General features: G+C 72.5%; 21 protein-coding genes. 12 read left to right on the plus strand and 9 right to left on the minus strand.

All coding sequences use genetic code 11. The annotated features are described in order from the left end of the window. The first annotated feature begins 302 nt into the window (after window positions 1-302). From ABZ406_RS19450 to ABZ406_RS19480, 7 genes are all read left to right on the plus strand, one after another. Window positions 303-776, plus strand: coding sequence for a BlaI/MecI/CopY family transcriptional regulator (locus ABZ406_RS19450; protein WP_357763302.1), 474 nt, complete (start codon window positions 303-305; stop codon window positions 774-776). 10 nt (window positions 777-786) lie between these two features. Further along, window positions 787-1,692, plus strand: coding sequence for a M56 family metallopeptidase (locus ABZ406_RS19455; protein ID WP_357763305.1), 906 nt, complete (start codon window positions 787-789; stop codon window positions 1,690-1,692). A 711-nt stretch (window positions 1,693-2,403) separates the two neighbouring features. Further along, window positions 2,404-3,657 carry a cytochrome ubiquinol oxidase subunit I gene (locus ABZ406_RS19460; protein ID WP_357763308.1) on the plus strand — a complete coding sequence of 418 codons (1,254 nt, stop codon included), beginning with the start codon at window positions 2,404-2,406 and terminating at the stop codon, window positions 3,655-3,657. 10 nt (window positions 3,658-3,667) lie between these two features. Next, complete coding sequence (locus tag ABZ406_RS19465) at window positions 3,668-4,675, plus strand: cytochrome d ubiquinol oxidase subunit II (protein WP_357763311.1); 1,008 nt, start codon at window positions 3,668-3,670, stop codon at window positions 4,673-4,675. Next, window positions 4,672-6,348 (plus strand): thiol reductant ABC exporter subunit CydD, encoded by a 1,677-nt coding sequence (gene cydD / locus ABZ406_RS19470; RefSeq protein WP_357763312.1) that lies wholly within the window; start codon window positions 4,672-4,674, stop codon window positions 6,346-6,348. The genes ABZ406_RS19465 and cydD overlap by 4 nt, the downstream gene beginning before the upstream one ends. Then, complete coding sequence (gene cydC, locus ABZ406_RS19475) at window positions 6,345-8,171, plus strand: thiol reductant ABC exporter subunit CydC (protein ID WP_357763315.1); 1,827 nt, start codon at window positions 6,345-6,347, stop codon at window positions 8,169-8,171. The genes cydD and cydC overlap by 4 nt, the downstream gene beginning before the upstream one ends. 68 nt (window positions 8,172-8,239) lie before the next feature. Beyond that, window positions 8,240-8,914, plus strand: coding sequence for a permease prefix domain 1-containing protein (locus tag ABZ406_RS19480; RefSeq protein WP_357763318.1), 675 nt, complete (start codon window positions 8,240-8,242; stop codon window positions 8,912-8,914). Between the two features lie 44 nt (window positions 8,915-8,958). On the opposite strand, the gene ABZ406_RS19485 is transcribed toward ABZ406_RS19480, so the two are convergent. Continuing rightward, the gene (locus tag ABZ406_RS19485) at window positions 8,959-9,297 is read right to left on the minus strand and encodes a helix-turn-helix transcriptional regulator (RefSeq protein WP_357763321.1); all 339 of its coding nucleotides are present in this window, start codon (window positions 9,295-9,297) and stop codon (window positions 8,959-8,961) included. Window positions 9,298-9,455: 158 nt separating this feature from the next. On the opposite strand from ABZ406_RS19485, the gene ABZ406_RS19490 reads away from it, so the two are divergent. Together ABZ406_RS19490 and ABZ406_RS19495 are read left to right on the plus strand one after the other, a co-directional pair. Then, on the plus strand, window positions 9,456-10,421 hold the full coding sequence (locus tag ABZ406_RS19490; protein WP_357763324.1) for a DNA primase: 966 nt from the start codon (window positions 9,456-9,458) through the stop codon (window positions 10,419-10,421). A gap of 38 nt (window positions 10,422-10,459) precedes the next feature. Continuing rightward, entirely contained in the window at window positions 10,460-12,931 is a 2,472-nt protein-coding gene (locus ABZ406_RS19495) for a transposase (RefSeq protein WP_357763362.1), read from the plus strand. A gap of 286 nt (window positions 12,932-13,217) precedes the next feature. Here ABZ406_RS19495 and ABZ406_RS19500 read toward each other — a convergent pair whose 3' ends face one another. The 4 genes from ABZ406_RS19500 to ABZ406_RS19515 form a co-directional block, all read right to left on the minus strand. Continuing rightward, complete coding sequence (locus ABZ406_RS19500; protein ID WP_007455465.1) at window positions 13,218-13,811, minus strand: ATP/GTP-binding protein; 594 nt, start codon at window positions 13,809-13,811, stop codon at window positions 13,218-13,220. A 1-nt stretch (window position 13,812) separates the two neighbouring features. Continuing rightward, the gene (locus tag ABZ406_RS19505; protein WP_124820399.1) at window positions 13,813-14,187 is read right to left on the minus strand and encodes a DUF742 domain-containing protein; all 375 of its coding nucleotides are present in this window, start codon (window positions 14,185-14,187) and stop codon (window positions 13,813-13,815) included. Window positions 14,188-14,285: 98 nt separating this feature from the next. Beyond that, entirely contained in the window at window positions 14,286-14,690 is a 405-nt protein-coding gene (locus tag ABZ406_RS19510; protein ID WP_030329023.1) for a roadblock/LC7 domain-containing protein, read from the minus strand. Continuing rightward, complete coding sequence (locus ABZ406_RS19515) at window positions 14,687-18,334, minus strand: nitrate- and nitrite sensing domain-containing protein (RefSeq protein ID WP_357763327.1); 3,648 nt, start codon at window positions 18,332-18,334, stop codon at window positions 14,687-14,689. The genes ABZ406_RS19510 and ABZ406_RS19515 overlap by 4 nt, the downstream gene beginning before the upstream one ends. A 502-nt stretch (window positions 18,335-18,836) precedes the next feature. Between ABZ406_RS19515 and ABZ406_RS19520 the strand changes: the two genes are divergently transcribed. Then, the gene (locus ABZ406_RS19520) at window positions 18,837-19,130 is read left to right on the plus strand and encodes a hypothetical protein (protein ID WP_357763329.1); all 294 of its coding nucleotides are present in this window, start codon (window positions 18,837-18,839) and stop codon (window positions 19,128-19,130) included. A 2-nt stretch (window positions 19,131-19,132) separates the two neighbouring features. On the opposite strand, the gene ABZ406_RS19525 is transcribed toward ABZ406_RS19520, so the two are convergent. Both ABZ406_RS19525 and ABZ406_RS19530 read right to left on the minus strand, forming a co-directional pair. Continuing rightward, on the minus strand, window positions 19,133-20,206 hold the full coding sequence (locus ABZ406_RS19525) for an adenosine deaminase (RefSeq protein ID WP_357763332.1): 1,074 nt from the start codon (window positions 20,204-20,206) through the stop codon (window positions 19,133-19,135). 52 nt (window positions 20,207-20,258) lie between these two features. Beyond that, window positions 20,259-20,672, minus strand: a complete 414-nt coding sequence (locus tag ABZ406_RS19530) for a PPOX class F420-dependent oxidoreductase (protein ID WP_357763335.1) — start codon at window positions 20,670-20,672, stop codon at window positions 20,259-20,261. Window positions 20,673-20,785: 113 nt separating this feature from the next. On the opposite strand from ABZ406_RS19530, the gene ABZ406_RS19535 reads away from it, so the two are divergent. Then, complete coding sequence (locus ABZ406_RS19535) at window positions 20,786-21,283, plus strand: MarR family transcriptional regulator (RefSeq protein WP_357763337.1); 498 nt, start codon at window positions 20,786-20,788, stop codon at window positions 21,281-21,283. Window position 21,284: 1 nt separating this feature from the next. After that, complete coding sequence (locus ABZ406_RS19540) at window positions 21,285-22,157, plus strand: putative RNA methyltransferase (RefSeq protein WP_357763340.1); 873 nt, start codon at window positions 21,285-21,287, stop codon at window positions 22,155-22,157. Window positions 22,158-22,159: 2 nt separating this feature from the next. On the opposite strand, the gene ABZ406_RS19545 is transcribed toward ABZ406_RS19540, so the two are convergent. Then, a complete protein-coding gene (locus tag ABZ406_RS19545) occupies window positions 22,160-22,840 on the minus strand; it encodes a DUF4272 domain-containing protein (protein ID WP_357763343.1) in 681 nt (226 codons plus the stop codon). Between the two features lie 110 nt (window positions 22,841-22,950). After that, a complete protein-coding gene (locus ABZ406_RS19550; RefSeq protein WP_357763365.1) occupies window positions 22,951-24,231 on the minus strand; it encodes a thymidine phosphorylase in 1,281 nt (426 codons plus the stop codon). Window positions 24,232-24,402: the final 171 nt, after the last annotated feature.

The raw sequence follows: 24,402 nt of genomic DNA on the forward strand, positions 1-24,402 counted from the left end.
CCCGCACGGGTATGCCCGGGTCCGCTGGCGTGCTGATCCGGGTTCGCTGTCGGCGGCCGGTCAGGATCCACTGCAACTTCAGGGATGTTGCTGCCTCCTGCACCTCGGAGGCAGCAACATCCCTGTTCTTGTCCTGCGCTCGTCCTGTCCCGCCGATCTCACCCCTGGTGATCATGGGGTTGGCGGGGGCTTCGATCTCTCCGCCCGGTCAATCCCATGATCGCTGGTGGCGAGGGTGGGTGGGGACGGGCGGGTGGGGACGGGCGGGTGGGGGGGTCTACTACCGGGGGTAGGATTGCGGTGTGACTCGGTTGGGCGATCTTGAGCGTGCGGTGATGGACGTGCTGTGGGACGTGGTTCCCGGCACGTCGGACGGGGTGACCGTGCGCGAGGTGGCCGACGCGCTCGATGGCCGCGAACTGGCCTACACCACTGTGATGACCGTCCTGGACCGTCTCGCCGGCAAGGGCATGGTGCAGCGGGAGCGGGAGGGTCGGGCCTGGCGGTACCGGCCGGCCGCCAGCCGCGAGGCGCACATCGCCCAGCTCATGCTCGACGCCCTGGACCTGGGCGGCAGCCGGGACGCCGCCCTGGTGCGGTTCGCCCGCTCGGTGACCGGCACCGAGGCTGAGGTGCTGCGGGCGGCCCTGGGCAGCGAGGCCGGCCTGGCCGGGTCGGGTTCCACCGGCGGCGACACGGGCGGGGCGGACGCCCTGACCGATCGGGTGGACGGGCCGGCGGGCCGACGACCCGCCGGCGAGGCCGCGGAGCGGTAGGGCGTACGCCATGGCCTACGCCGTGCACTTCGCCGCCACGATCCTGGCGTGCTATCTGACCGCCCAGGTGTTGGCCCGCTCCACCTGGACGTGGCGCAGCCCTCGGGTGGCGATCGTCTGCTGGCAGGCCGTCGGGCTGGCGCTGGGCCTCTCCGCGATGGGCCTGCCGATGGCGCTCGGACTGAGCGCCTACGACCGGCCGACCGGCGGCGCACTGCTCGCCCTCGCCAACGACCTCGCCCACGGCACCCTGCCGATCGGGGTGGGCGCCTTCCACCTGGCCGGCGTCGGCGTGGGCTTCGGCATCGGGGCGGTGCTCGTCATGACGACAGTGCGCAGCATCCACGGCACCGTACGCGCCCAACGGCGCCACCGGGACCTGCTCTCCCTGGTCGCCCGGAACGACCCGGCCGCACCGGGCGCGCTGGTGCTGGACCATCCGAGCGCCGCCGCGTACTGCCTGCCGGGCGTCAAGCCGCAGGTGGTGGTCAGCGCCGGCACCCTCAGCCTGCTGGACCGGGCCGAACTGGCCGCGGTGCTCAGCCACGAGCGCGCGCACGCCCACGAGCGGCACGACCTGGTGCTGCTGCCGTTCACCGCGCTGTGCCGGACGCTGCCATGGTTCGGCTGGGTGCGCGACGCGCACGAACGAGTCGCCCTGCTGGTCGAGATGCGCGCCGACGACAAGGCCCGCGAGCTGCACGCCGACGCCCCGCTGGCGGGGGCGCTACGCCGGTTCGCGGCCGCCGGGCACCGGATCACCCCGGCTGGCGCGCTCGGCATGGGCGACCGGGATCTCGACGTACGGGTGCAGCGCCTGCTCGTCAGCGACCGACCGCCCCGGGTGCTCGGTGCCACCGCCCTCGCGGTCGCCACCACCTTGGTCGCCCTCCCGGTCACCCTCTTCCTGAGCTGACGCCCACCGCGCGTCCAGGCGCTGGGCACAAGGCGCTGGGCGCTGGGCACCTGAGCAGTCGGAGCTGGGCACCTGAGCAGCCGGAGCTGGGCACCGCCCACTGGGCACCCGGGCACCGGGCACCGCGCCCCCCACTGCCGGGCCAATCACCAGAGCCAGCACAACACCGATGCCTCGACGATCGGTTGCCGTGCTTCGCCGCGGTGGTGGCCGCCGCCGGGCACACCGACGTCGAATTGGACCTGGCCACCGGCCGGCGGGCCTGCCAGCCCTCCCTCGGCGCCCGGGTTCGTCGCTCCAGATGTCGCCGTCACCGCGAGTCGGGGCACCGCACGCCAGAAACGCCCTCGCCCCGCCCCCGCCGATCTTGCAGTTTCGGTGGCCGAAAAGCGCGCAATGCGCTCGATGTCGGGACAGTAAGTGCAAGATCGCGGCACGACTGGATCGATCATGGAGTTGTGGTGCCTGATTAGTTGCCATACGAGTGCTTTGTCACCCACCACAACTCCATGATCGACGGGTTGGGGTTGGGGTTGGGGTTATGCCGACTCCCCTGACGCGGCGGCGTTGAGGCTTGCGGCCCATCGCCACCCCTTCAAGCACTACGGGACGTAGTAATCTTGTCTACGACGGGGCGTAGTAGGCAGACATGTAGGCAAGCTACGTGTAGGGTGGCTACGACAAGGGAGCCAACTCTAGGGAGGGCTGGTCATGGACACCCTGCTCCTCGCCCGCCTGCAGTTCGCCACCACGACCTCGATCCACTTTCTGTTCGTGGTCGTCACGCTCGGGCTGGTCACCCTGCTGGTCGGCATGCAGACCGCCTGGGTGCTCACCGGCAACCCAAAGTGGGAGCGGCTGACGCGCTACTGGGGTCAGCTCTACGTGATCAACTACGTGCTCGGCATCGCCACCGGCATCGTGATGGAGTTCCAGTTCGGGCTGAACTGGAGTGGCCTGTCGCGCTACGTCGGCAACGTCTTCGGGGCACCGCTGGCCATCGAGACGCTTGTGGCGTTCTTCCTCGAGTCCACGTTCCTCGGGATGTGGATCTTCGGCTGGCACCGGCTCGGCAAGGGTGTCCACCTCGCGTTGCTCTGGGGCGTGGCGATCACCGCGTACGTCTCGGCGTTCTGGATCATGGTGGCCAACTCCTGGCTGCAGAACCCGGTCGGCTACGAGGTGCGCGACGGAATCGCCCACCTCACCGACTTCGGCGCGCTGCTCGGCAATCCCAGTCTCGGCATGGCCTTCGGGCACGTGGTCTCGGCCGCGCTGCTGGTCGGCGGGATGCTGATGGCGGCGGTCAGCGCCTGGCACCTGCTCCGGCGTACCCCTGATTTCGCGCTCTTCCGCACCTCTCTGCGGATCGGCCTGGTCACCGCGGCACTGGCCGTCTCGATGGTGCAGGGTTTCGGTTTCGCCCAGTTCGGCCCGGTCGGCTCGGTGCAGCCGACCAAGTTCGGCGGCGACAACCCGGAGAGCCGGGCGCTGATCGCCGAGTGGACCACCCGGTTCGGCCCCGGCGACTACACGCCGCCGGTGTTGGCCAGCGTCGGGTTGGGCTTCATGATTCTGATCGGTCTCACCCTGGGCTGTGTCTGGCTCCTGCTGCCCCTGCTCTTCCGGGACTGGATCATCCGGCTGCGCTTTCCGCTCTGGCTGATCCTGTTCGCCCTGCCACTGCCGTTCGTCGCGGTGATCCTCGGTTGGATCTCCCGGGAGGTCGGCCGTCAACCCTGGGTGGCGTACGGGCTGCTCCCCACCGAGAAGGCCGTCTCCCCGGTCGGCGCACCGCTGATGCTCACCTCGCTCATCGGGTTCAGCGTGCTGCTGGGCACCCTCGCCGTCACCAACTGGGTGCTGCTCGCCCGGCACGCCAGGCGCGGCGCCGCCGACCCGGCGCTCGGCCGCCCACCGGCACCGCCGACCGAGCCGGCTCACCCCGAACCCGCCCTCATCTGAGGAGTAGACAGTGGACCTCGCCTGGTACGCAGTGCTCGGCCTCTTCTTCGCCGGTTACCTGGTGCTCGCCGGCTACGACTACGGCGTCGGTCTGCTGCTCGCCCGTGGCGTCGGGCCGGCCGAGCGGCGGGAGGCGCTCACCGCCCTCGGCCCGTTCTTCCTCGGCAACGAGGTCTGGTTGGTGGCCACCATGGGCATCCTCTTCGGCGCGTTCCCCCTCCTGGAGGGTGAGCTGCTCGCCGGTTGCTACCCGGCCGTCGTCGGCGCCCTGGTCGGCGTCATCCTGGTCACCGTCGGGGTGCAGTTGCGGAGCCGACCGGACGACGAGCGGGTCCGCGCCCGGTGGGACCGCGTGGTGGTGGTCGGCAGCGCCCTCGCCGCGCTGGGCTGGGGGGTGCTGCTCGCCGCGCTGTTGCAGGGCGTGCCGTTGCAGGCCGACGGGCACGTCGCCGGGGTGACGCACCTGGTCACCCCGTTCGCGGCCGCCGCCGGGCTGGCCATGGTCACCCTTGTCGCGGTGCACGGTGCGACCTTCCTCACCCTGCGCCTGTCGGCCGAGGGCGCCGCAGTGGTCGACCGCACCGCCCGCCGGTTGGTGCCGGTGGCGCTCACCGCGGTCGCCGTGGCCACCGTCGTGGGCCTGCTCTCCGCCCGGGTACGCGACGCTGTCCAGCGGCCGGCGGTGGCCGTACTCCTGCCGGTGTTGCTCGTGGCGGCGCTGCTGGCGGCCCGCGCGGCGCTGGCGCGGCGGCGGCCGGGGTGGGCAGTGGTGGCCACCGGGGCGGCCCTGGCGCTGCCGGTGGTGCTGGTCGGGGCAGCTCTCTGGCCCTACGTGCTGGTGTCCACGACCGACCCGGACGCCTCGCTGCGGGTGGCCGACGCGGCCGCCAGCGCGCCGACCCTGCGGCTGCTGGGCTGGGTGGCGTTGCCGCTTCTTCCGGCCCTACTAGGCTTCCAGGCGATGTGCTGGTGGGTTTTCCGAGGACGGACCGACGGTAGGGCACCGGTGTACTGGTGAGCCGCCGTCCGTTCGACAGGCGTCTGCTGCACCGGGTCCCTGCGGCCCGGGGCGATCTTGCCGTGCTCGGGTTCCTGGGGGTGCTGACCGCCGGGTTGATCGTGGCGCAGGCCACCGCGCTCGCGTCGGTGCTGGCCACCGCCATCGACGGCCGACTGGACCAACCGGCGCTGGCCGGTTTCGTGGTGGCGGTCGGCGCCCGCTCGGCGGTGGTCTGGGCGCAGGGCACCGTCTCGGCGCGGGCTGCCGCCACGGTCAAGGCCACGCTGCGGGCCGACCTGCTCGGCGCGGTGGGCCGGCACGGGCCGGGCTGGGTGGCCGGGCAGCGGGCCGGTGAGATCGCCACGCTGGCCGGGCGTGGGTTGGACGCGCTGGACGCGTACTTCACCGGGTACCTGCCACAGCTCGTGCTCAGTGTGACGGTGCCAGTGGCGGTGTTGGCCCGGGTCGTCTTCGCCGACTGGAGCTCGGCGGTGATCATCGCCTTGACCCTGCCGCTGATCCCGGTCTTCGGCGCGCTGCTCGGGTGGCAGGCGCAGGCCGCCACCGAACGGCAGTGGCGGCGGCTCGCGCTGCTCGGCGGGCACTTCCTGGACATGGTGGCCGGGCTGCCCACGCTGCGCGCGTTCGGGCGGGCCCGGGCGCAGACCGACGTGGTCCGCCGGATGGCCGACGGTCACCGCCTCGCCACGATGAAGACGTTGCGGATCGCGTTTCTCTCCGCGCTGGTGCTGGAGCTGGTCGCCACCCTCTCGGTGGCGCTTGTCGCGGTGCCGGTCGGCATCCGGTTGCTCGGCGGCGGGTTGGCCCTGCAGACCGCGCTGCTGGTGCTGCTGCTGACCCCGGAGGCGTACCTGCCGCTGCGGGCCGCCGGCAGCCGCTTCCACGCCAGCATGGAAGGGCTGGCCGCGCTCGACGAGGCGTTGACCGTGTCCGCCGCACCCGTCGCGCCCCGGGCCGCCGCCGGCGCCACCACGCCGGACGCGCGGGCCGAGATCCGGTTCGAGGGGGTGACAGTGGCGTACGAGCGGACCACCGCGCTGCGCGACGTGACACTGACCATCCGACCCGGGGAACGGATCGCCGTCATCGGGCCCAGCGGCGCCGGCAAGAGCACCCTGCTCGGCCTGCTGCTCGGTTTCGTGGCGCCGACAAGTGGCCGGATCACCGTGGGAGGGGTCGACCTCGCCACCGCCGACCCGGACGCCTGGCGCCGGCAGCTCGCCTGGGTGCCGCAGCGGGCGCACCTCTTCGCCGCCTCGCTGGCCGACAACATCCGCCTCGGCGCTCCGGACACCCCGGCCGACGCCCTCGCCGCCGCGGTGCACGACGCCGCCCTCGACGACGTGGTGGCCGGGCTGCCCGACGGTGTGGAAACCCTGCTCGGTGAGCGCGGTCACGGGCTGTCCAGCGGGCAACGGCAGCGGGTGGCGCTGGCCCGCGCGTTCCTGCGGGCCGCCCCGGTGGTGCTGCTCGACGAACCCACCGCCCGACTCGACACGGCGGCCGAAGCGGTGGTGCTCGACGCCACCCGTCGCCTGGTCGCCGGGCGGACCGCACTGGTGGTCGCGCACCGACCGGCGTTGCTGGCCGACGCCGACCGGGTCCTGCGCATCGAGGACGGTCGGGTCACCGAGTTGACGCCCGCACCGACCGGGAAGGCCACCCGATGACCGCCGAACACGGGCCGGCGACGCCGGACGCCGACCCGGCACCGCCCGGGCGGGCCGCCACCGCGCCGGGCGGGCGGGCAGCCGCCGCCGCCGCCGAACGGGCCGTGCTGCGACTGGCCCGGCCGTACCTGGGCCGCCTCCTCGGTGCCGGGCTGCTGGCCGCCGCCACCGAGTTCGCCGGCCTCGCGCTGATGGCCACGGCCACCTGGCTGCTGATGAGCGCCGCCGGTCAGCCTCCACTGGACCGCCTCACCGTGGCGATCGTCGCGGTCCGGGCGCTGGCCATCAGCCGGGGTGTGTTCCGCTACAGCGAACGGCTCGCCGGGCACGACGCGGTGCTTCGCATGATCACCGACGTCCGGGCCCGGGTCTTCGCCACCCTGGCCGCCCGCCGTGGCACGACGCACCGCTCGGGGGACGTGCTGAGCCGCCTGGTCTCCGACGTGGAGGCCGTCCAGGACCTGTTGCTGCGGGTGCTGGTCCCCGCCTCGGCGGCGGCCCTGGTCGGCGTGCTGGCGGTAGCCGTGGCGGCGCTGATCTCACCGCCGGCCGCCGTCGCGCTCGCCGTCGGGCTGCTCGTTGCCGGGGTGGCACTGCCCGCGCTGGCCACCGCCGTCACCCGCCGCAGCGCGTCCGAGGTGGCCCCCCTGCGGGGTGCGCTGGCCACCGACGCGATCGACCTCACCCAGGGTGCCGCCGACCTGGCGGCGTTCGGGGCGACGAACGGCGCGCTGCACGCCGCCGAGCAGCGTGCGCACCGGCTGGCCCGGCTGGAACGTCGGCTGGCCGCCACCGGGTTCGCCGTGGACGCCGTCGGCGTGCTGACCGCCGGCGTGACCGCCGCGGCGGTGGTGCTCGTCGCACTGGCCACCGACGTGCGGGGAGTGCTGGTGGGCGTCCTCGCCGTCGGCACACTGGCCGCCGTCGAGGTGACCCTGGCACTGGTCACGGCCGCCCGGCAGTGGACGCAACTGCGGCCCGGCCTGACCCGGGTGGCCGACCTGCTCGACCCGGGCCCGCCGACCCCGCCGCCCGTGACCGGTCCGACGGACCTGACCGGCCCGCACGAGCTGCGCCTCGTGGACGTGACGGTGCGGTACCGGGCCGGCGCGGCACCCGCACTGGACGGGGTCAACATCGACCTGCCGGCCGGACGCCGGATCGCTGTCGTCGGCCCGAGCGGCGCCGGCAAGAGCACAGTCGCCGCCGTGCTGACCGGTGCCGTCCGACCCGCGTCCGGCCGGGTCACCCTGAACGACCACGACCTCTCGACGTACGCCGAGGAGACGCTGCCCCGCGCGGTCGGTGGGCTGCTGGCCGAGGCGTACGTCTTTCACGCCACGGTGCGGGAGAACCTGCTGCTCGGGCGGGCCGGAGCGGGCGAGGACGAGCTGACCGCCGCCACCGCGGCCGCCGGCCTGCTGGACTGGGTCCGCGCCCAACCGGCGGGCTGGGACACGCTCGTCGGCGAGGAGGGCGGGCAGCTCTCCGGCGGGCAGCGGCAGCGGCTGGCACTCGCCCGGGCCCTGCTGGCCGCGCCGCAGGTGCTGGTGCTCGACGAGCCCACCGAGGGTCTGGACCCCGGCGCCGCGGACGCGGTGCTCGCGTCCGCCCTCGCGGCCACCCCGGCCGGGCACTCGGTGCTGCTGATCAGTCACCGGCTCAGCGGGCTGGCCGAGCTGGACGAGATCGTGGTCCTGGACGGCGGCCGGGTGATCCAGCGCGGTCGGCACCCGGAGCTGGTCGCCGCACCGGGCTGGTACCGGGACCAGTGGTTGCTCCAGGCCGCTGCCGAACGGGGTTACCTGGCGCTCGCCCCCTGACCGCCCTCGGGGACGGACCAGGGTTCTCCCGGACGTCGACCGGTCGGCGTCCGTGGCAGTGTGGTGCCATGGCGCGTGCTGAGGATGTGGTGGTCGACGAGCACCTGCGGGGCCTGGGCGCTCGGTTGCAGGGGCCGGCACGACTCAAGTCCGAGCTGCTGACCGAGGCCCGGCACGGGCTGCTGGACGCCGCCGAGGCGTACCGCGAGAGCGGGATGCCGCCCACCGAGGCGCAGCGCCGCGCGGTGGCCGAGTTCGGCTCGCCGTCGCAGTTGCTCCCCTCCTGGCAGGCCGAGCTGGCGGTGGCCGCCCTGCGTGGGCTCTCCCTGCGGATGCTGGCAGTCGCCGGCGTGGGGGTGGCCGCCGGCGATCTGACCTGGCGCGGGGCGAGCTGGAGCGACGGCCCTCGCCCGCCCGGCGGGTACGTGCTGCTCTCCAACTCGGTCGACTGGATCTGGATGAGCACGCTGCTGCTCTCGGTGGCCGGTCTGCTGGTGGTCGGGGCGAGCGCGCGGTCACCCCGGCCGGGCCTGGCCCTGGCGCAACGCGCCGTGGGCGCCGGCCTGACCGGCCTGCTGGGCCTCGCCATGCTGACCGGCTGCGCCCTCTTCGCCTGGTCCCTCAACCTCTGGGACGCGGCGCTGCACTGGCCCCCGATGATCATCGGAGCGGTGCTGGTGGGCGGCGGATACTTCTCGCTGACCCGCGCGGCGCGCAGCTGGGTGCTGGCCACCACCCGCTGATCGACAGCTGGGCAGGCCGCTGATCGGCGGCTGGCGCGCGAGGGTCAGGCCGGGGTGGGCGGGCTGCCCGGGTCGAGGAACCGCCCGACGGTCAGTTGGAACTCGCGCCAACCGGCGCGCTCCCCGGCCAGCGCACGCCGGCCGGAGTCGGTGAGCTGGTACGTCCGTCGTTCCCGGCCACTGACAGTGCTCCAGGTGCTCGCCACGTGACCGGCGCGTTCCAGGCGGCGGAGCGCCGGATAAATGGTGCCGGTGGGCAGGTCCAGATGGCCGTCACTGCGGGCACGCAGCGCCTCGATGATCGCGTAGCCGTGCAGCGCGCCCTGTTCGAGAACGGCGAGCAGCAGAGCGTCGAGATGGCCGTGCAGCGCCTGGGCCTTCATACGTAGCTACGCTACTTGTCGAACGGCCGCTTCGCCAGCGCTGACGACCAGCAGGTCGGACCCGCGCGACAACCGGCCACCGGGGTGCGGGCATCGGTCACCCAGGGCCGCCGACTAGGGTGTGTGCCCAGAGTCACTCGTCGGTCAGACCCCGGCGGGTGGGCAACCCGAAGCACACGGAGGTCAGCGTGGCCCGCCAGTCGCCCCAACGGCCCGACGCCGACGAGCCCGAGCTCGACGACACCACCGGCGCGGCCGAGCCAGACGAGACCGAGGAGACCGACCGCCAGTCGGCGTCGATCGACCGTTCACTCTGGGACGAGCTGCGCATCGACCCGGTCGAGATCGCCCTGCCCGCCGGCACCGGCTACACGCTCCGGGCGTACCGGCCGGCCAGCTCGCTGACCCCGACCGACGTGACCGAGCGCGACCAGGACGACCCGTTCCTCGCCCGCCGCCAGGCGATCGAGGAGGAAGAGGACGACGAGACCGTCGTCATCCTCGACGAGGAGCTGGCCGGGGAGTTCGCCGCCGAGGACGAGGACGACGAGTCCGCCCGCCGCCGCCGCGACGGTGCCGCGGACGCCGACGACGAGTCGGACGAAGCCGTCGCGGACGAGGCGGACGAGGCCGACGACGAAGAAGTGCCGGCCTTCCTCAGCAACCGGGGCAAGCTGCTGCTGTTCAAGACCCCCGAGTCGCTCGTCAGTTTCATCCGTTCCGGCGCGCCGAACGATCTGTCCCAACTGGACAGCTGGAATGAATTGTCCGAACGGGTGGAGCCCGCAGATATCGCTCCGCTGGACGAGGACACCTACGAGCTCGACCTGGTCGTGGAGAACCTGCGCGGCGGGCACGACGCGTGGGATTCGACGCTTCTGATCGAGGCGGGCGAGGTAGCGCGTGACCTCTCGTACGCATTGCGGCTGCCTGCGGTACTCGACATGCTCTCCGCCGGCTCCAGCCTCGACGACCTGGACGAGGCGCTGCGGGCCACCGCCAACGGCGGGATCGGGGCGTTCATGGGTCGCCGACGGCTGAAGAAGATCGGTGCGCAGACCGCGAGTTTGGGTTGGCGCACCATTGTCGGCAAGATCTCTGCGGTGGTGGACTGGCGCGACTGACCCGTACCGGGGAGCATCAGTTGCTGGCAGAGGAAGACCTGTCCCGGGAGGAGGACGACGCCGTGGCGCTCGTGCGCGTTTACTGCGGTCTGGCCTCGGCGGATCCGGCTGATCGACCGGCCTCCGCCGGTTCGACGCTGACGTCCGCTGTGGTCGACGACGCAGGCCGTCTGCTGCACGTCTGCGAGATCAGCGATGACGCCGCTGGCTACGCCCAGCTCGTCTCGCTGCTCGTGGAGCGGTCGGGCGGGCCGAGCGGTGCGGCAATCGCCGCCGACAGCGACGACCACACGGTCACCTCGCTGTTGAGCGCGGCGGGTCGACCCCTGGCGATCGCCGACGACGACTCGGTGGACGACTTCGCCGAGCGGTTCGCCGACGACGACTCCCTCGAGGAGATGCAGTCACCTCCGGCCGAGCGACGGGCGGTCGGTCTGGCCCGCGCGTTGCAGGCGGGGGCGCTCTCCGCCGTGACCCTGCCGGCCCCCCGGGACCTCGCCGGCTACAAGCAGGTGCTCTCCGCGCACGCCGCGCTGGCCAGCGGTCGGCACTCCGCCGCCGTGGCACTGCGCGAGGTGCTGCGGGAGCTGTACCCGGCGGCCCTGCGCGCCTACCCGGACCCGGCCGAGCCGGTCTCGCTGGCAGTGCTGGACGCGCTTCCCGAGCCGGGGATGCTCGGCGGCACTGTGGCCCGCGGCCGCGAGGTGTCGGTCGCGGCGGATGCCATCGCCGCGCACCTCGCCGCGGACGGGGTCGCCGACGCCGAGGAGATCAACGAGGCGGTCACTGCTCTCCAGGTCGCCATCTCCGAGACACCCCGACGTGCCGCGGTCAACCGGGCGCTCACCTCTGCGGTGGCCGAGACGGTCCGCCAGGCGGTCGCCGCGGTGCGGGCCTGCGACGCCGGGTGTGAGGCGCTGGTGAGCGCGCTCGGCTCACGGGTCAACACGTCGGTCCCGGCACCCGGCCGCCGGGCGGCTGCCCGCCGTGGCGAGTCCGTCGGCGAGCTGACCGGCCTGGCCGGCACCAGTGCCGGGCTGACCGGCCTGGCCGGCACGAACGCCGGGTTGCGGTCGGTCCGACCCGCTCCGACCGGCGCCGAGCCGGCACCCGCCGTCGGGCGGCGCAGCCGTCCCGAGCCGGTCCCCGGCAACGCGCCGCTGGCGTCGCCCCGCCCGCTCGGGCCGCCGCCGGTCGCCCCCGCGCCGATCACGCCACCGCCCGTCGCACCCGCGCCGATGACCCCGGCGGCGATGGCTGGTCCGCCAGCGTCCACGCTGCCCACCCGCGGCGAGCCACTTCCCAGCCGCATCGACGGGCCGACCAACCGGCCGGTCTCCTCGCCGCCGCCTCCGCCGCCCGGGATCACCCCGATCGCGCCGTCGCAGCGGGGCATGGTGCCTCCGGCCGAGGCCGGCGAGCCGTTCCGTCCGACCCTCACCACCGCCGCGATCAACAACGCGCGGGCCGAGCGGCAGCGCACCGTCATTCCTCCCCGCCCCAAGACCAACGGTGCGGCCCGGCCGAGTCACCAGCAACGCCCTGTCGACGAGCCGCCCACCGGCGGGTTCAGCGCCACCGATCTCAGCATTCCGGTGCCGACGCCCCGACCCGGGCAGGAGGCCGCGCCGCCCGGCTCCCGGGCCAACTGGCCGCTTGTCAACAACCCAGAGGACCCGTCCGACAGCTCACCGAACAACCCGGTGGCCTACTCGTACGGCGCCAACCGCGTGGACGCCCCGACCGACCCGGGTCGGGCCGAGGGTCGGGTCACTCCGCCCTGGTTGGCTGACGACCTGCCACCGGAGCCACCGATGCTGCGGTTGGTGGAGCCGCCACCGTTGGCCGACCGGGCGCTGCGTGAAGGGCTCAACCCTTCTGCGGACCAGCACCTGGACACGCCGCCGCTGCGCCTGGTCGACCGCGAGCAGGCGGCCCGCAACGGTCGGGTGGCCGCCCGCGCCGAGCACCGGCCGTCCCCCCCGGTCGAGCATCGGCCCCCGCCACTGGAGCGCCGTCCGCCGCCGATGGAGCGCCGTCCGCCGCCGATGGAGCACCGTCCGCCGCCCGTCGCCGACGAGGGCGACGGTGACCTGCTGATCTTCGCGCAGGCGAAGTCGGCGTGGTTCGTCGGTCAGGCCGAGGAGTCCGACCTGGAGTGGTCGACCACCGCCGACACCGGCTGGCAGGCAGCGGAGCAGGCTGCTCGTCCGGCGGTGGGTGCCGAGACCAACGCCGGGCTACCGAAGCGCGTGCCGCAGGCCAACCTGGTGCCTGGTTCGCCGCTGCGCGAGGAGCGCCCGTTGCGGATAGTGCGTGATGCGGCAAGCCTCGCGGAGAACACGACGGGCTACTTCCGTGGCTGGCGTCGCGGTCAGGAGATCGGTGGTTTCGCGGTGGGCGGTCGGCCCGGTCGTGAGGCGGCCGGCGGCTGGGACTTCAGCCGCGACCACGGAGACCGCGACGACGACCGGGAGTACGAGTACCGCTCGGCGGGCTACCAGTCCTGACTGCCTCTTCACACGCGGAAGCGCCCCCAGCCGGCCGGCTGGGGGCGCTTCCGCGTCAGCACTGGCGATCCTGGGTACGCAGAATGGGTACGCAGAAGCCGCCTCACGGGGACCGTGGAGGAGGCCGGTGCCCCCGAAGAGGGGCTGGCGGCCTCCAGGGCCTCAGCGGGCGGCTTGGCGGCGCGCTGGTCCATCAGGGTGACGAACCAGCGCGGCGGAACTCACCGGGACAGCTGGCAGCGCCCGGTGGCGGCCGAAGCCACCACCGGGGCGTGCAGAGCCGCGATCAGGCCGGGGCGACGGCGCGCGTACGGCGCATGGTGAGCACGTACTCGACGAGCGAGATCAGCACGTGCTTCGTCGACTCCCGGTTACGGGCGTCGCAGGCCACCACCGGCACGTCGCTCGAGATCGCCAAGGCGTCCCGGACGTCCTGCGGGTCGTGGTACTGCATCCCGTCGAAGCAGTTGATCGCCACCAGGTACGGCAGGCGTCGGTGCTCGAAGAAGTCGATCGCCGCGAAGCAGTCGGCCAGCCGGCGGGTGTCCACCAGCACGACCGCACCGATCGCACCCCGCACCAGTTCGTCCCACATGAACCAGAAACGGGTCTGACCCGGCGTACCGAACAGGTACAGGATCAGGTCACGGTCTATCGAGATCCGGCCGAAGTCCATGGCCACCGTGGTCGTCGTCTTGCCCGGCACCTGCCGGGTGTCGTCGACGCCCACGCCAGCGGAGGTCATGATGGCCTCGGTGGTCAGCGGCGTGATCTCCGAGACCGAGCCGACCAGCGTCGTCTTACCGACGCCGAATCCACCGGCGATAACGATCTTCGCCGACGTCACGCGGCCGCTCGGGTTCGGCGGGCGGTGCGACATGTCAGAGCCTGCGAAGTCCACTCAGCACCCTCTCCAGCAGTTCAGTGCCCACCGCGTCGTCGGAGTCGTCCAAAATGGTCGGCTCGTGGACCGCGACCAGGCCGTCCGTCGCCATGTCGGCGATGAGCACCCGGGCCACACCGAGCGGGAGCTGCATCCGCGCCGCGATCTCTGCGAGCGATTGCACGCGTCCGTCACACAGCGCGGCGATGTACTGGTGTTCGCGGCCACCACCGTTGCCATTGGCAGCGGTCCGGCCGCGCACCGTCGTCTCGACGAGCGCCTCCAGCGCGATGTCGAGCCGGGGACGGGTGCGACCGCGGGTCACGGCGTATGGACGGACCAACGCTCCGGTTGGTTCGTCACGATCGGCCATCTCGCCGCTCACCTCCTTCGCACCCCTTACCGGCTCCCACCGGTGAAACCCGTCGTTGTCGTTGTTGCAGTCGAGCCGACCTCACGATCGGCTGAACGTCAGCCCAGCATGCCCGCAGCCGCACGCGGCTGCGGGGTCAACGCGTCGCCCACCCGGTCGACGAGCAGCGCCATCTCGTAGCCGACCTGGCCCACGTCGGAGCTGCGGGCTGCCAGCACGGCGAAGGACGAGCCGTCCGAGATGGACATCAGGAACAGGAAGCCATTGTCCATCTCCACGACGGTCTGCAACACCGCACCTCCCTCGAAGCAGCGTGCTGCCCCCTGGGTCAGGCTGACCAGCCCCGACGAGATCGCGGCGAGCTGATCTGCCCGGTCGCGCGGCAGATCCCGTGACGACGCGAGGAGTAGGCCGTCCGCCGATACGGCGACCGCGTGCGCGACGCCGGGCACCCGGTCGGCGAAGTTGGCCAGCAGCCAACCAAGATCCTGCGTAGTTGTCATCCTTCTTGCTCCTTCTGCCCGCTCCCGGCCACCGGGCCTGAGCCAGACTGCGAGGATTGCCCTCCCGGAGTTGCCTCCGGGCTGGTCGGGTTGTCCGAGGTGCTACGCCCTCGCTGCACGCCCCGGTGGTAGGCGGAGAGCAGGCCACGAACCGCCTCCGGGGAGCGCCGCTGGACCGAGGTGGTGGGCTTCTCCACCGCGCCGGGCACCAGCTGCGCCATCGGCTTGCGTTTCGGCAGACCGGTGGTGGTGGTCTCGCTCACCGGCACCGAACCGGCCGCCGCGGAGGCAGCACGCCAGCCGTCGTCGGCGGCGGTCTGCCAGCCGTTGCTCTGCGGTTGCGGCCGGCGGTTCGGCAGGCTCTCGGCGAGGCGGGGACGGGTGCCCTCGTTCGCTGTGGAGCCGTTGTCCCGCGGCGCTCCTCCGAACGTCGGAGTGTCTGCCATCGGTGTGTTACCTGTCGTCCCGGGTGGTGTCTTGTGGACTGTCCGACCGGTGGCCTCGACCGTGGCGAACTGCTGGGTCGCGGAGTCGCCGTTCGTCGCTGGCTGGCCGTTGGCCGAGGTCTCCTCGGACCCCGGACGACGGGTACGGAACCAGGCCGACTCGAGCTCCCGGAAGATCGGCAGCTCCATCGTCTCGTCCGCGTACCGCTGGCGGTTCTGCGCCTGCGGCGGCTGCGGCGTCGGCCGAGTCTGTGGGACCGGAGCCGGAGCTGCTGCCGGGGTCGGCGCAGGCGCCGGCGGCTGGGTGGCGGCCGGCTGCTCGCCGGGTCGCGGCACCCGCGGCAGTTCCGTCGTCATGTCCAGTGCGGCGGCGAGCCGCTCGGGCACCGGCGGGGTGGCAGTGTCCCGGTCGCTGCCCGGCACCGGCGGCCAGGCGGGCGGCGCCGGGGTGCCGGCTGCCTGCGCGGGCGGGGCGGACCGGGGTGCGAACCCGCTGAACGACTGGCTGGACGCGGGCGGCGCCGAGTACGGCTGACCCGAGTAGGGCTGGCCGGACGCGGGCATGGCCGAGACCGGCGATGCCGACACCGGCGGACCGGCGTACGGCGCGGCGGAGACCGGCGCGCCACCGTACGGCGCACCCGAGTAGGGCTGACCCGAGTAGGGCTGGCCGGAGGCCGGCGAGGCGGAGACCGGCGCACCGGAGTAGGGCTGCGAGGAGACCGGCGGCGCCGAGTACGGGTGCGCCTCGGGGCTGCTCGGCAGCTGACGCGGGATGGCCGCCTGCTGGCCGGTGGTCGGGGTCTCGTCCCCGGCCCGGCGCTGCGGTAGCGGGTCGGTCCCCTGGCCGTTCGCCGATCGGGGGGTGAACCCGTCGCCACCGTTGACGCCGTTCGTTCCGGCTGCGCCGGTCAGATCGGACCAGGCCGGCATCGAGCGGTACGCGCCACCGTTGGCGGGGGCCCCGGCACCGTTGCGCGACGCGGGGTCGAACGGACGGCCGCCCAGTGTGACCTGGTTGCCGGACTCGCTCGGGCGAGGGCCGTTGCCCAGCGCGGGCAGTGCGCCGAAGACCGGCGCGGGCCCACCGGACTGCGGACCACCGAACTGGGGAGCACCGGACTGCGGACCACCGAACTGGGGGGCACCGAACTGGGGAGCACCGGCCGCCGGCAGTGCCGGCGGCTGCTGCACCCGGCCGGAGAGCGCCCGGGGCACCAGCACGGAGGTGGGCAGAGTCACGTCGGCGACGGTGCCGCGGTCGTTGCCGGGGCGCAGTTCGACCCGGACACCGTGCCGGGACGCCAACCGGGCGACCACGACCAGGCCCATCATTCGGGAGACGGCAACGTCCACCTGCGGCGGCGTCGCGAGCCGCTCGTTCAGGTCGTTCAACTGCTCGGCGCTGATGCCGATGCCGCGGTCCTCGACGTACAGCGAGGAGCGGTCACCGACCCGGCGGGCCTCGACCATCACCTGCGAGTCGGGCGGGGAGAACGCGGTGGCGTTGTCGAACAGCTCCGCGACGAGGTGCACCAGGTCGTTCACCGCGTGCGCGGAGACCTCGATGTCGCGGTCGATGACACCGAACTCGATCCGGGTGTAGTGCTCGACCTCGGACTGCGCGGCGCGCAGCACGTCGATGAGAGCGGCCGGCTCGCGCTGCACACGGGTGGAGTCGGCACCGGCGAGCACCAGCAGGTTCTCGTCGTTACGGCGCATCCGGGTGGCCAGGTGGTCGAGCTGGAACAGCTCGGCCAGCCGGTCCGGGTCTTCCTCGCCGCGCTCCAGCCGGTCGAGGTGTCCGATGAGGCGGTCGACCAGGATCTGGGAACGGCGGGCCAGGTTGACGAACATGGTCGCGACGGACGCGCGCAGTGCGGCCTGCTCGGCGGCCGTGCGGACGGCTTCCAGGTGGACGGCGTTGAACGCCTCGGTCACCTGGCCGAACTCGTCCTTGCTGCGCACCGGCAACGGTTCGGCGATCTGGTTGGCCAGCTGCACCGGGGAGAGCTGTCCGACGACCTGCGGGTCGCGCAGTCGGGCCACCGCCTGCGGCAGACCGTACTGGGCCACGGAGAGCGCGCCCTGCCGCAGCTCACGGAGTGAGCGGGCCATCGAGCGGGCCACCAGGTACGCGAAGAGGATGGCGAGCAGCAGCATGCTGAGCAGCAGGCCGGTCTCCAGGAAGACCTGGCGCTGGACGTCCGAGCGGAGGGTGTCGGCCTGGTCGACCACTTCACTGTCGAGCTTCCGCTCGACGGTGCGGATCAGCTTGGCGTTCGCCGTCATGGCGGCTTCCCACTGGTCCGGGCCGAACGGCGCACCGCGCATGTTGCCGGTGGTGTTGCCGTCGATCCAGCCGGTGTAGTTCTGTGCCTGCCGGCGGTCGCCGCCCGCGACCGTCTGGTCGTGGAACTTCGCGTCGTCCGGGGTGGCGACGGCCTTGAAGCTCTGCAGCGCCTGCTGCTGGCCGGTGTCACTGGCGACGTAGTCCCGGCGCAGTGCGGGGGTCAGGCGCTGGCCGCCCTTCACGCCGAGCGCCCGGTGCACCACGACCCGGCGTACGGCGAGGAACTCCTTCTCCCGGGCGACCGCGGCGGCGGCGCGCATCCGGTCGCTGAGCTGGTTGTCGCCGGCGAGCTGCGTGGACGAGTCGCGGATGGCGAGCAGGTCGGTGATCAGACCCTCGTACGCCTGCACGGTCTCGGTGAGCGCGAGCTTGCCGTTGAACACCTGACTGCGGATGCCCGACAGGTCCTGCAGGTTCTGGTCGATGCTGTTGAGCAGACTCTCGAGGCTGCCCGGCAGGTCTTCGATCTCGGTCCGCTGCTGCCGGTACGGGATCGCGTCCTGGTCCACCCGGGAGTTCACCCGGTTGTAGGCCTCCTGGTACTGCGCCGTCGGCTGCGTACCGTCGGCGCCCAGCAGCAGCACGGCGGCGGTCCGCTCGTCCTGCAGGCTGTCGACCAGGTCACCCGAATAGCTCGACAGATTAGCCAGGTCGCCAGCTCGATTGGCATTGTTGAGCGTCTCCACGTGGTCGACAAGACCACTGGTGCCCACCACGACCGTGGCGATGGTCGGCACGATCATGATGAGACCGAGCTTGGACCAGATCGGCATGTCCCGGAGCCGGCTGGCCGGCCGGCGCAGCCGCGACAGGAAGGAGCCCGCCGTCTTTGGCCGTTTGCTCACGTCACCGCCCTCGCGATTACAGCTTGAACGCGTTGCCCCGGGCAACGCCCAGCGACCGACCCGGCGGGTCGGACCCCCGAGATTCCATCACGCCGGTCGACAAGAAGAAAGCCCAGGTTGTCCCGGACCGAAGGTGTGATGAGATGTTGATGCGATTTGATAGCAGTCTGTCTGGCCGGAGTAACTGAAGGTAATGAAACATCCGCACCGTGTTGTCCTACTGGCCGGCCCATCGGGGTCCGGAAAGTCGTACATTGCACAGCAAACCGGCCTCCCGGTGCTCTGCTTGGACGACTTCTACAAAGACGGCGATGACCCTACGTTGCCGCGACGAAACGGCCAGGTCGATTGGGAATCACCGCAGTCCTGGGATGCTTCCACAGCAGTGGAAATCATTGCCCGACTTGCCCGTGAGGGTCGAGCCGATGTGCCGGTTTATGCGATCGGCGCCGATCGACGGGTAGCCACCCGGCCATTCGATGTCGCCGGATCGCCACTTTTCGTGGCCGAAGGGATCTTCGCCGCCGAGATCGTCGAGGAGTGCCGGAGCCGTGGTCTGCTCGCCGGGGCGTACGCGCTGCGCCGCCCGCGCGGGGCGACCTTCCTGCGCCGACTCGCCCGGGACCTGTCCGAGCAGCGCAAGGCGCCCCGGGTGCTGGTCCGGCGCGGGGTGGCACTGTTGCGGGCCGAGCCGGCGGTGCTGCGTCGGCAGATGGGCCTGGGCGCGGAGGCGGCCCGCGCACGGGAGGTGCTGCGCCGGGTGGCCGGCCTGCTCGCCGGCCACCCGCACGGCTGAGGTCAGGCCAGCAACTTCGCGTACGCCGGCTTGATCACCTCATCGATGATCCGCAGCCGCTCGTCGAACGGGATGAAGGCGCTCTTCATCGCGTTGATGGTGAACCACTGCAACTCCTTCCAGCCGTAGCCGAACGTCTCCACCAGCAGCGACATCTCCCGCGACATCGAGGTGCCGCTCATCAGCCGGTTGTCGGTGTTGACGGTGGCCCGGAAGCGCAGGTCCCGCAGCAGGCCGATCGGATGGTCCGCGATCGAGGCCACCGCGCCGGTCTGCACGTTCGACGAGGGGCACAGCTCCAGCGGGATGCGCTTGTCCCGGACGTACGCGGCCAGTCGGCCGAGCGAGCCGTCGGGGGCGATGTCGTCGACGATCCGTACCCCGTGGCCGAGCCGGTCCGCTCCGCACCACTGGATCGCCTGCCAGATCGACGGCAGGCCGAACGCCTCACCGGCGTGGATGGTGAAGTGGAAGTTCTCCCGTTGCAGGTACTCGAAGGCGTCCAGGTGCCGGGTGGGCGGGAAGCCCGCCTCGGCGCCGGCGATGTCGAAGCCGACCACCCCGGCGTCCCGGTGCCGCACCGCCAACTCGGCGATCTCCTGTGAGCGGGCGGCGTGCCGCATCGCGGTGAGCAGGGTGCCCACCCGGATTGTCAGGCCCGCCTCGACCGCCTGGGCGGTGCCCTCGGCAAACCCGGCCAGCACCGCCTCGACCACCTCGTCCAGGCTGAGGTCCCGTTCCAGGTGCTGCTCGGGGGCGAAACGCACCTCGGCGTAGACCACTCCGTCGGTGGCCAGGTCCAGGGCGCACTCACGGGCCACCCGACGCAGCGCGGGCGCGGTCTGCATGACCGCCACCGTGTGCGCGAACGTCTCGAGGTAGCGCTCCAGGGAGCCGGAGTCCGCCGCGTCCGCGAACCAGCGTCCGAGCGCTTCGGGGTCGGTGGTGGGCAGTTCGTGGCCCACCTCGGCGGCCAGGTCCACGATCGTCGCCGGCCGCAGCCCGCCGTCGAGGTGGTCGTGCAGCAGCGCCTTCGGGACCTTGACGATGTCCTCGTACCGGATAGTTGCGACCATCCTCAGACCCTAGTCAGCGGCGTGGGTGTACCGGTACGGGACCGGCCGGGAGTCATGGCCGCCAGCCGTACGTCCGGTGCACGTGGAGCCGAATCACGAGCCGCCCGTCGGCAACCATGGCGGCACGGTAGTCCGCCCAGTCCGGGTGGTCGCCGCGAATCCGACGGTAGACGTCGACGAGTTCGTCGACTGTCCCGTCGGTGGGGGCCACGGCCGGGTCGGTCAGCGTCACGGTCCCCTCCGCGACCGCGTACGCGCCGCCGTCGGGCGTGGTCACGTGGAAGCTGGCCCGGGGGTCGCGGCGCAGGTTACGCACCTTCGCCCGCTCCCCGGTGGTGGAGCAGCGGATCAGTCCCGGTTCGGCCAGGTAGTCGAGGTTGGACAACTGGGGCCGCCCGTCCCGGCGCAGGGTGACCAGCACCCCGCGCCCCCGTTCACCGAACAGCTCCCACAGTCGGTCGCTCACGCGGGCACCACGGAGCGAGGGCTGGTCAGGTCGTCCTGCATGAATTTGGTTGACATGTCATCGAAGCTAGAGGCAGATCGATGACATGTCAACGAAAGCACTAGACTCGACGGATGGACGCCACACGGTGGTTGGACGAACGGGAGGACCACGCCTGGCGTGGCTACCGCCGGATGCGTCGACTGCTCGACCTGGAGCTGGCCCGGGAGCTGACCCAGGACGCCGGCCTCTCCGAGCCGGACTACGACGTGCTGTCCGACCTCTCCGAGACACCCCAGGGTCGCCTGCGCCTCAGCGAACTGGCGGACACGATGCTCTGGTCACGGAGCCGACTCTCCCACCACCTGAACCGGATGCAGCAGCGCGGCCTGGTGACCCGCGAGGAGTGCGCCGATGATGCCCGCGGCTCGATCGTCGTGCTCACACCGGCGGGCCGGCGGGCCATCGAGTCCGCCGCCCCCGGTCACGTGGCAGCCGTCCGCCGGCACCTGATCGACCTGCTCACCCCCGCAGAGGTCGACGCCCTCGGCGCGCTCACCCACCGGGTGGTCGACCACCTCGTCGACCCGGGCCTCCGAGCCGCCCGGCCACAGCCCGCAGCGGAGGGCTGACATGGACTCCCGCATCCTCGACCGGCTGCGCTGCCCGGTCTGCGGCGAGCCGCTGGCCGAGGCGACCGAGGGCACCGCACGTGTGCTGCGCTGCCCTCGCCGGCACAGCTTCGACGTCGCCCGGCAGGGGTACGTCAACCTCCTCGCCGGGCGGGCCCCGCACGTCGGCGACAGCGCCGAGATGGTGACCGCCCGGGCCGACTTCCTCACCGCCGGGCACTACGACCTGATCTCGGCCGCCCTCGCCAAGGCCGCTACGGAAGCCGCCGGGGTCGTGCCACCCACGCCTGACGTCGGGGCGTACCCCCTGGTGGTGGATGCCGGCGCCGGCACCGGCCGGTACCTCGGCGCGGTGCTGGAGGCGCTGCCGGACGCCGTGGGTCTGGCCCTTGACGTGTCCAAGCCGGCGCTGCGCCGCGCGGCCCGCGCGCACCCCCGGGCCGCCGCCGCTCTCGCCGACACCTGGCAGCGGCTGCCGCTCGCGGACGCCTCGACCGCCGTGCTGCTGAACGTCTTCGCGCCGCGCAACGGCCCGGAGTTCCACCGGGTGCTCGACCCGGCCGGCACGTTGCTCGTGGTCACGCCCGACACCGATCACCTCGCCGAGTTGGTGGACGCCCTCGGCCTGCTGCGGGTGGACCCGGACAAGGCCGACCGGGTGGCCGGCAGCCTGGGCGGGCACTTCACGCTGGTCAGCTCGACGGTGCACCGGGCGGAGTTGGCGTTGACCAGGCCGGATGTCGCCACAGTTGTCGGGATGGGCCCCAGCGCCTGGCACACCGACCCGGCCGCGCTCTCCACCCGGCTGGGCGCGCTGCCCGAACCGGTCCGGGTCACCGTGGCGGTCCGACTCGACGTCCTGCGACCACGCTGACCTCAGGTGGAGAGGTCGACCTCTTCCCAGCCGGGAGGCTCGTCGTGGTACGGCCCGCGCAGGATCACCGCCCACTCCAGCGCCCACCGCCGCTGCCCGATCGCGTTCGCGTCGACCAGGCCCGGTGCCCGCCGGCCGTCGCGCTCGGTCTCCAGGTAGGCCCAGTCCAGGCAGTAGTGCAGGTCGAGCAGGGCGGCCGCGTCGGCCGGATGCTGCGGCGCCGTGAGGATCCGCGAACGCCAGTGCGGGAAGGTCTCCCCCTCGGCGATGTGCGGCAGCCGCTCGACCAGCCGCTCGTCGACGGCCAGCGTGGGGTCGAGCTGCTTGCTCAGCCCGAGCACCCAGGCCAGCGCGAAGAGCGCGTCGTGGTGCAGCACGAACGACCGGTGGTCGCCCTTGCCGCCCATCACGAACTGCCACTCCGGTGGGGTGACCATGTCGACCAGGTGCGAGCCGAGCAGCCAGCTCATCGCCGCCTGCGGGGGCATCCCGAAGCAGCGGGCCAGGATCAGGTGCAGCACCGCGATCCGCGCCTCGATCTCCACCGTCGGGCGCAGGTCGATCTGGTCACCCGGCTCCCAGACGAGGGGAAACTGGGCCGGCGGCAACGGCAGGCCGAGCCGGGACAGCTCGTCCAGGCTCGCCTCGCGCACCGCACGGGGGTCGGGGGCAGCAACGGTCACGGCGGATCTTCCTGTCTGCTCGCGCCGGCGCAAGGCCGGTTGTCCCCCCTTGGCCTGGGAGAATAGCGCTCCCAGGTGACCGGCACCACGCCAGGGCGACAGCGGATCGGTCAGCCGACGCGTTCGATGACCAACGACGTCGCCGCCGGGGCCGTCGACGCGATCCGCACCGCGTCCGCGGCCTCGGTGAGCGCCGCCGGAATCCGGGTCGCGTCCTCGGCCCGCAGCTCGTAGAGCGGGTCACCGGCCCGCACCTCGTCACCCGGCCGTTTGTGCAACACCACACCGGCCGGGACGCTGACCGGGTCCTCCTTGCGCGCCCGACCCGCGCCGAGCCGCCACGCCGCAACCCCCATGGCGTACGCGTCGATGGCCGCCACGTACCCGTCCCGCTCGGCGCGGACCACCTCCACTTCGGCGGCCGTCGGCATCGGCGCGTCCGGGTCGCCGCCCTGCGCCCGGATCATCGCCCGCCAGGAGTCCATGGCCCGACCGTCGCGCAACGCCGAAGCCGGATCGGCGTCCGGCAGACCGGCGGCGTCGAGCATCTCCCGCGCCAGGGCGAGGGTCAGCTCGACCACGTCGGCCGGCCCCCCACCGGCCAGCACCTCGACCGACTCGGTCACCTCCACCGCGTTGCCGATCGCCAGGCCGAGCGGGGTGGACATGTCGGTGAGCAGGGCGACCGTCCGCACACCGTGCGCACCGCCCAGCTCGACCATGGTGCGCGCCAACTCGCGGGCCTGGTCGACGGACTTCATGAAGGCGCCCGAGCCGACCTTGACGTCGAGGACCAGCGCGCCGGTTCCCTCGGCGATCTTCTTGCTCATGATCGAGCTGGCGATCAGCGGGATCGCCTCCACGGTGCCGGTCACGTCCCGCAACGCGTACAGCTTGCGGTCGGCGGGGGCGAGCCCGGAACCGGCCGCGCAGATCACCGCGCCGACCTCGTCCAGCTGGGCGATGAACTCGTCGTTGCTGACTGTGGCCCGCCAACCAGGAATGGACTCCAGCTTGTCCAGCGTGCCGCCGGTGTGCCCGAGACCCCGGCCGCTCAGTTGCGGTACGGCCGCGCCACACGCCGCCACCAGCGGGGTGAGCGGCAGAGTGATCTTGTCACCGACGCCGCCGGTGGAGTGCTTGTCGACAGTCGGCCGGCGTACCGCCGACAGGTCCAACCGCTCGCCGCTGGCGATCATCGCGGCGGTCCACCGGGCGATCTCCGGACCGGTCATGCCGTTGAGCAGGATCGCCATCGCCAGCGCGGACATCTGCTCGTCGGCGACGACCCCCCGGGTGTACGCGTCGACCACCCAGTCGATCTGCGCGTCCGAGAGCACTCCCCCGTCCCGCTTCACCCGAATAACGTCAACAGCAGCAAAACTCATCAGAAGTTCTTCCCTCGTCGAATGGCGAAACCGACCCGCGGACCGCACGCACCCAGGGATTGGGCCGACCGTGCCCGGCGGAGGGATCAAGCCTGACCGCCCGGAGCCGGGCACCGGCTGTACGACAGGTTCGTCACCTGGGCCAGAGCCCGTTGAACGGTGATCGTTGGCAGC

This window comes from Micromonospora sp. NPDC005710 (genome assembly GCF_040630995.1).
In the GTDB taxonomy this organism is placed as follows: Bacteria; Actinomycetota; Actinomycetes; order Mycobacteriales; family Micromonosporaceae; genus Micromonospora.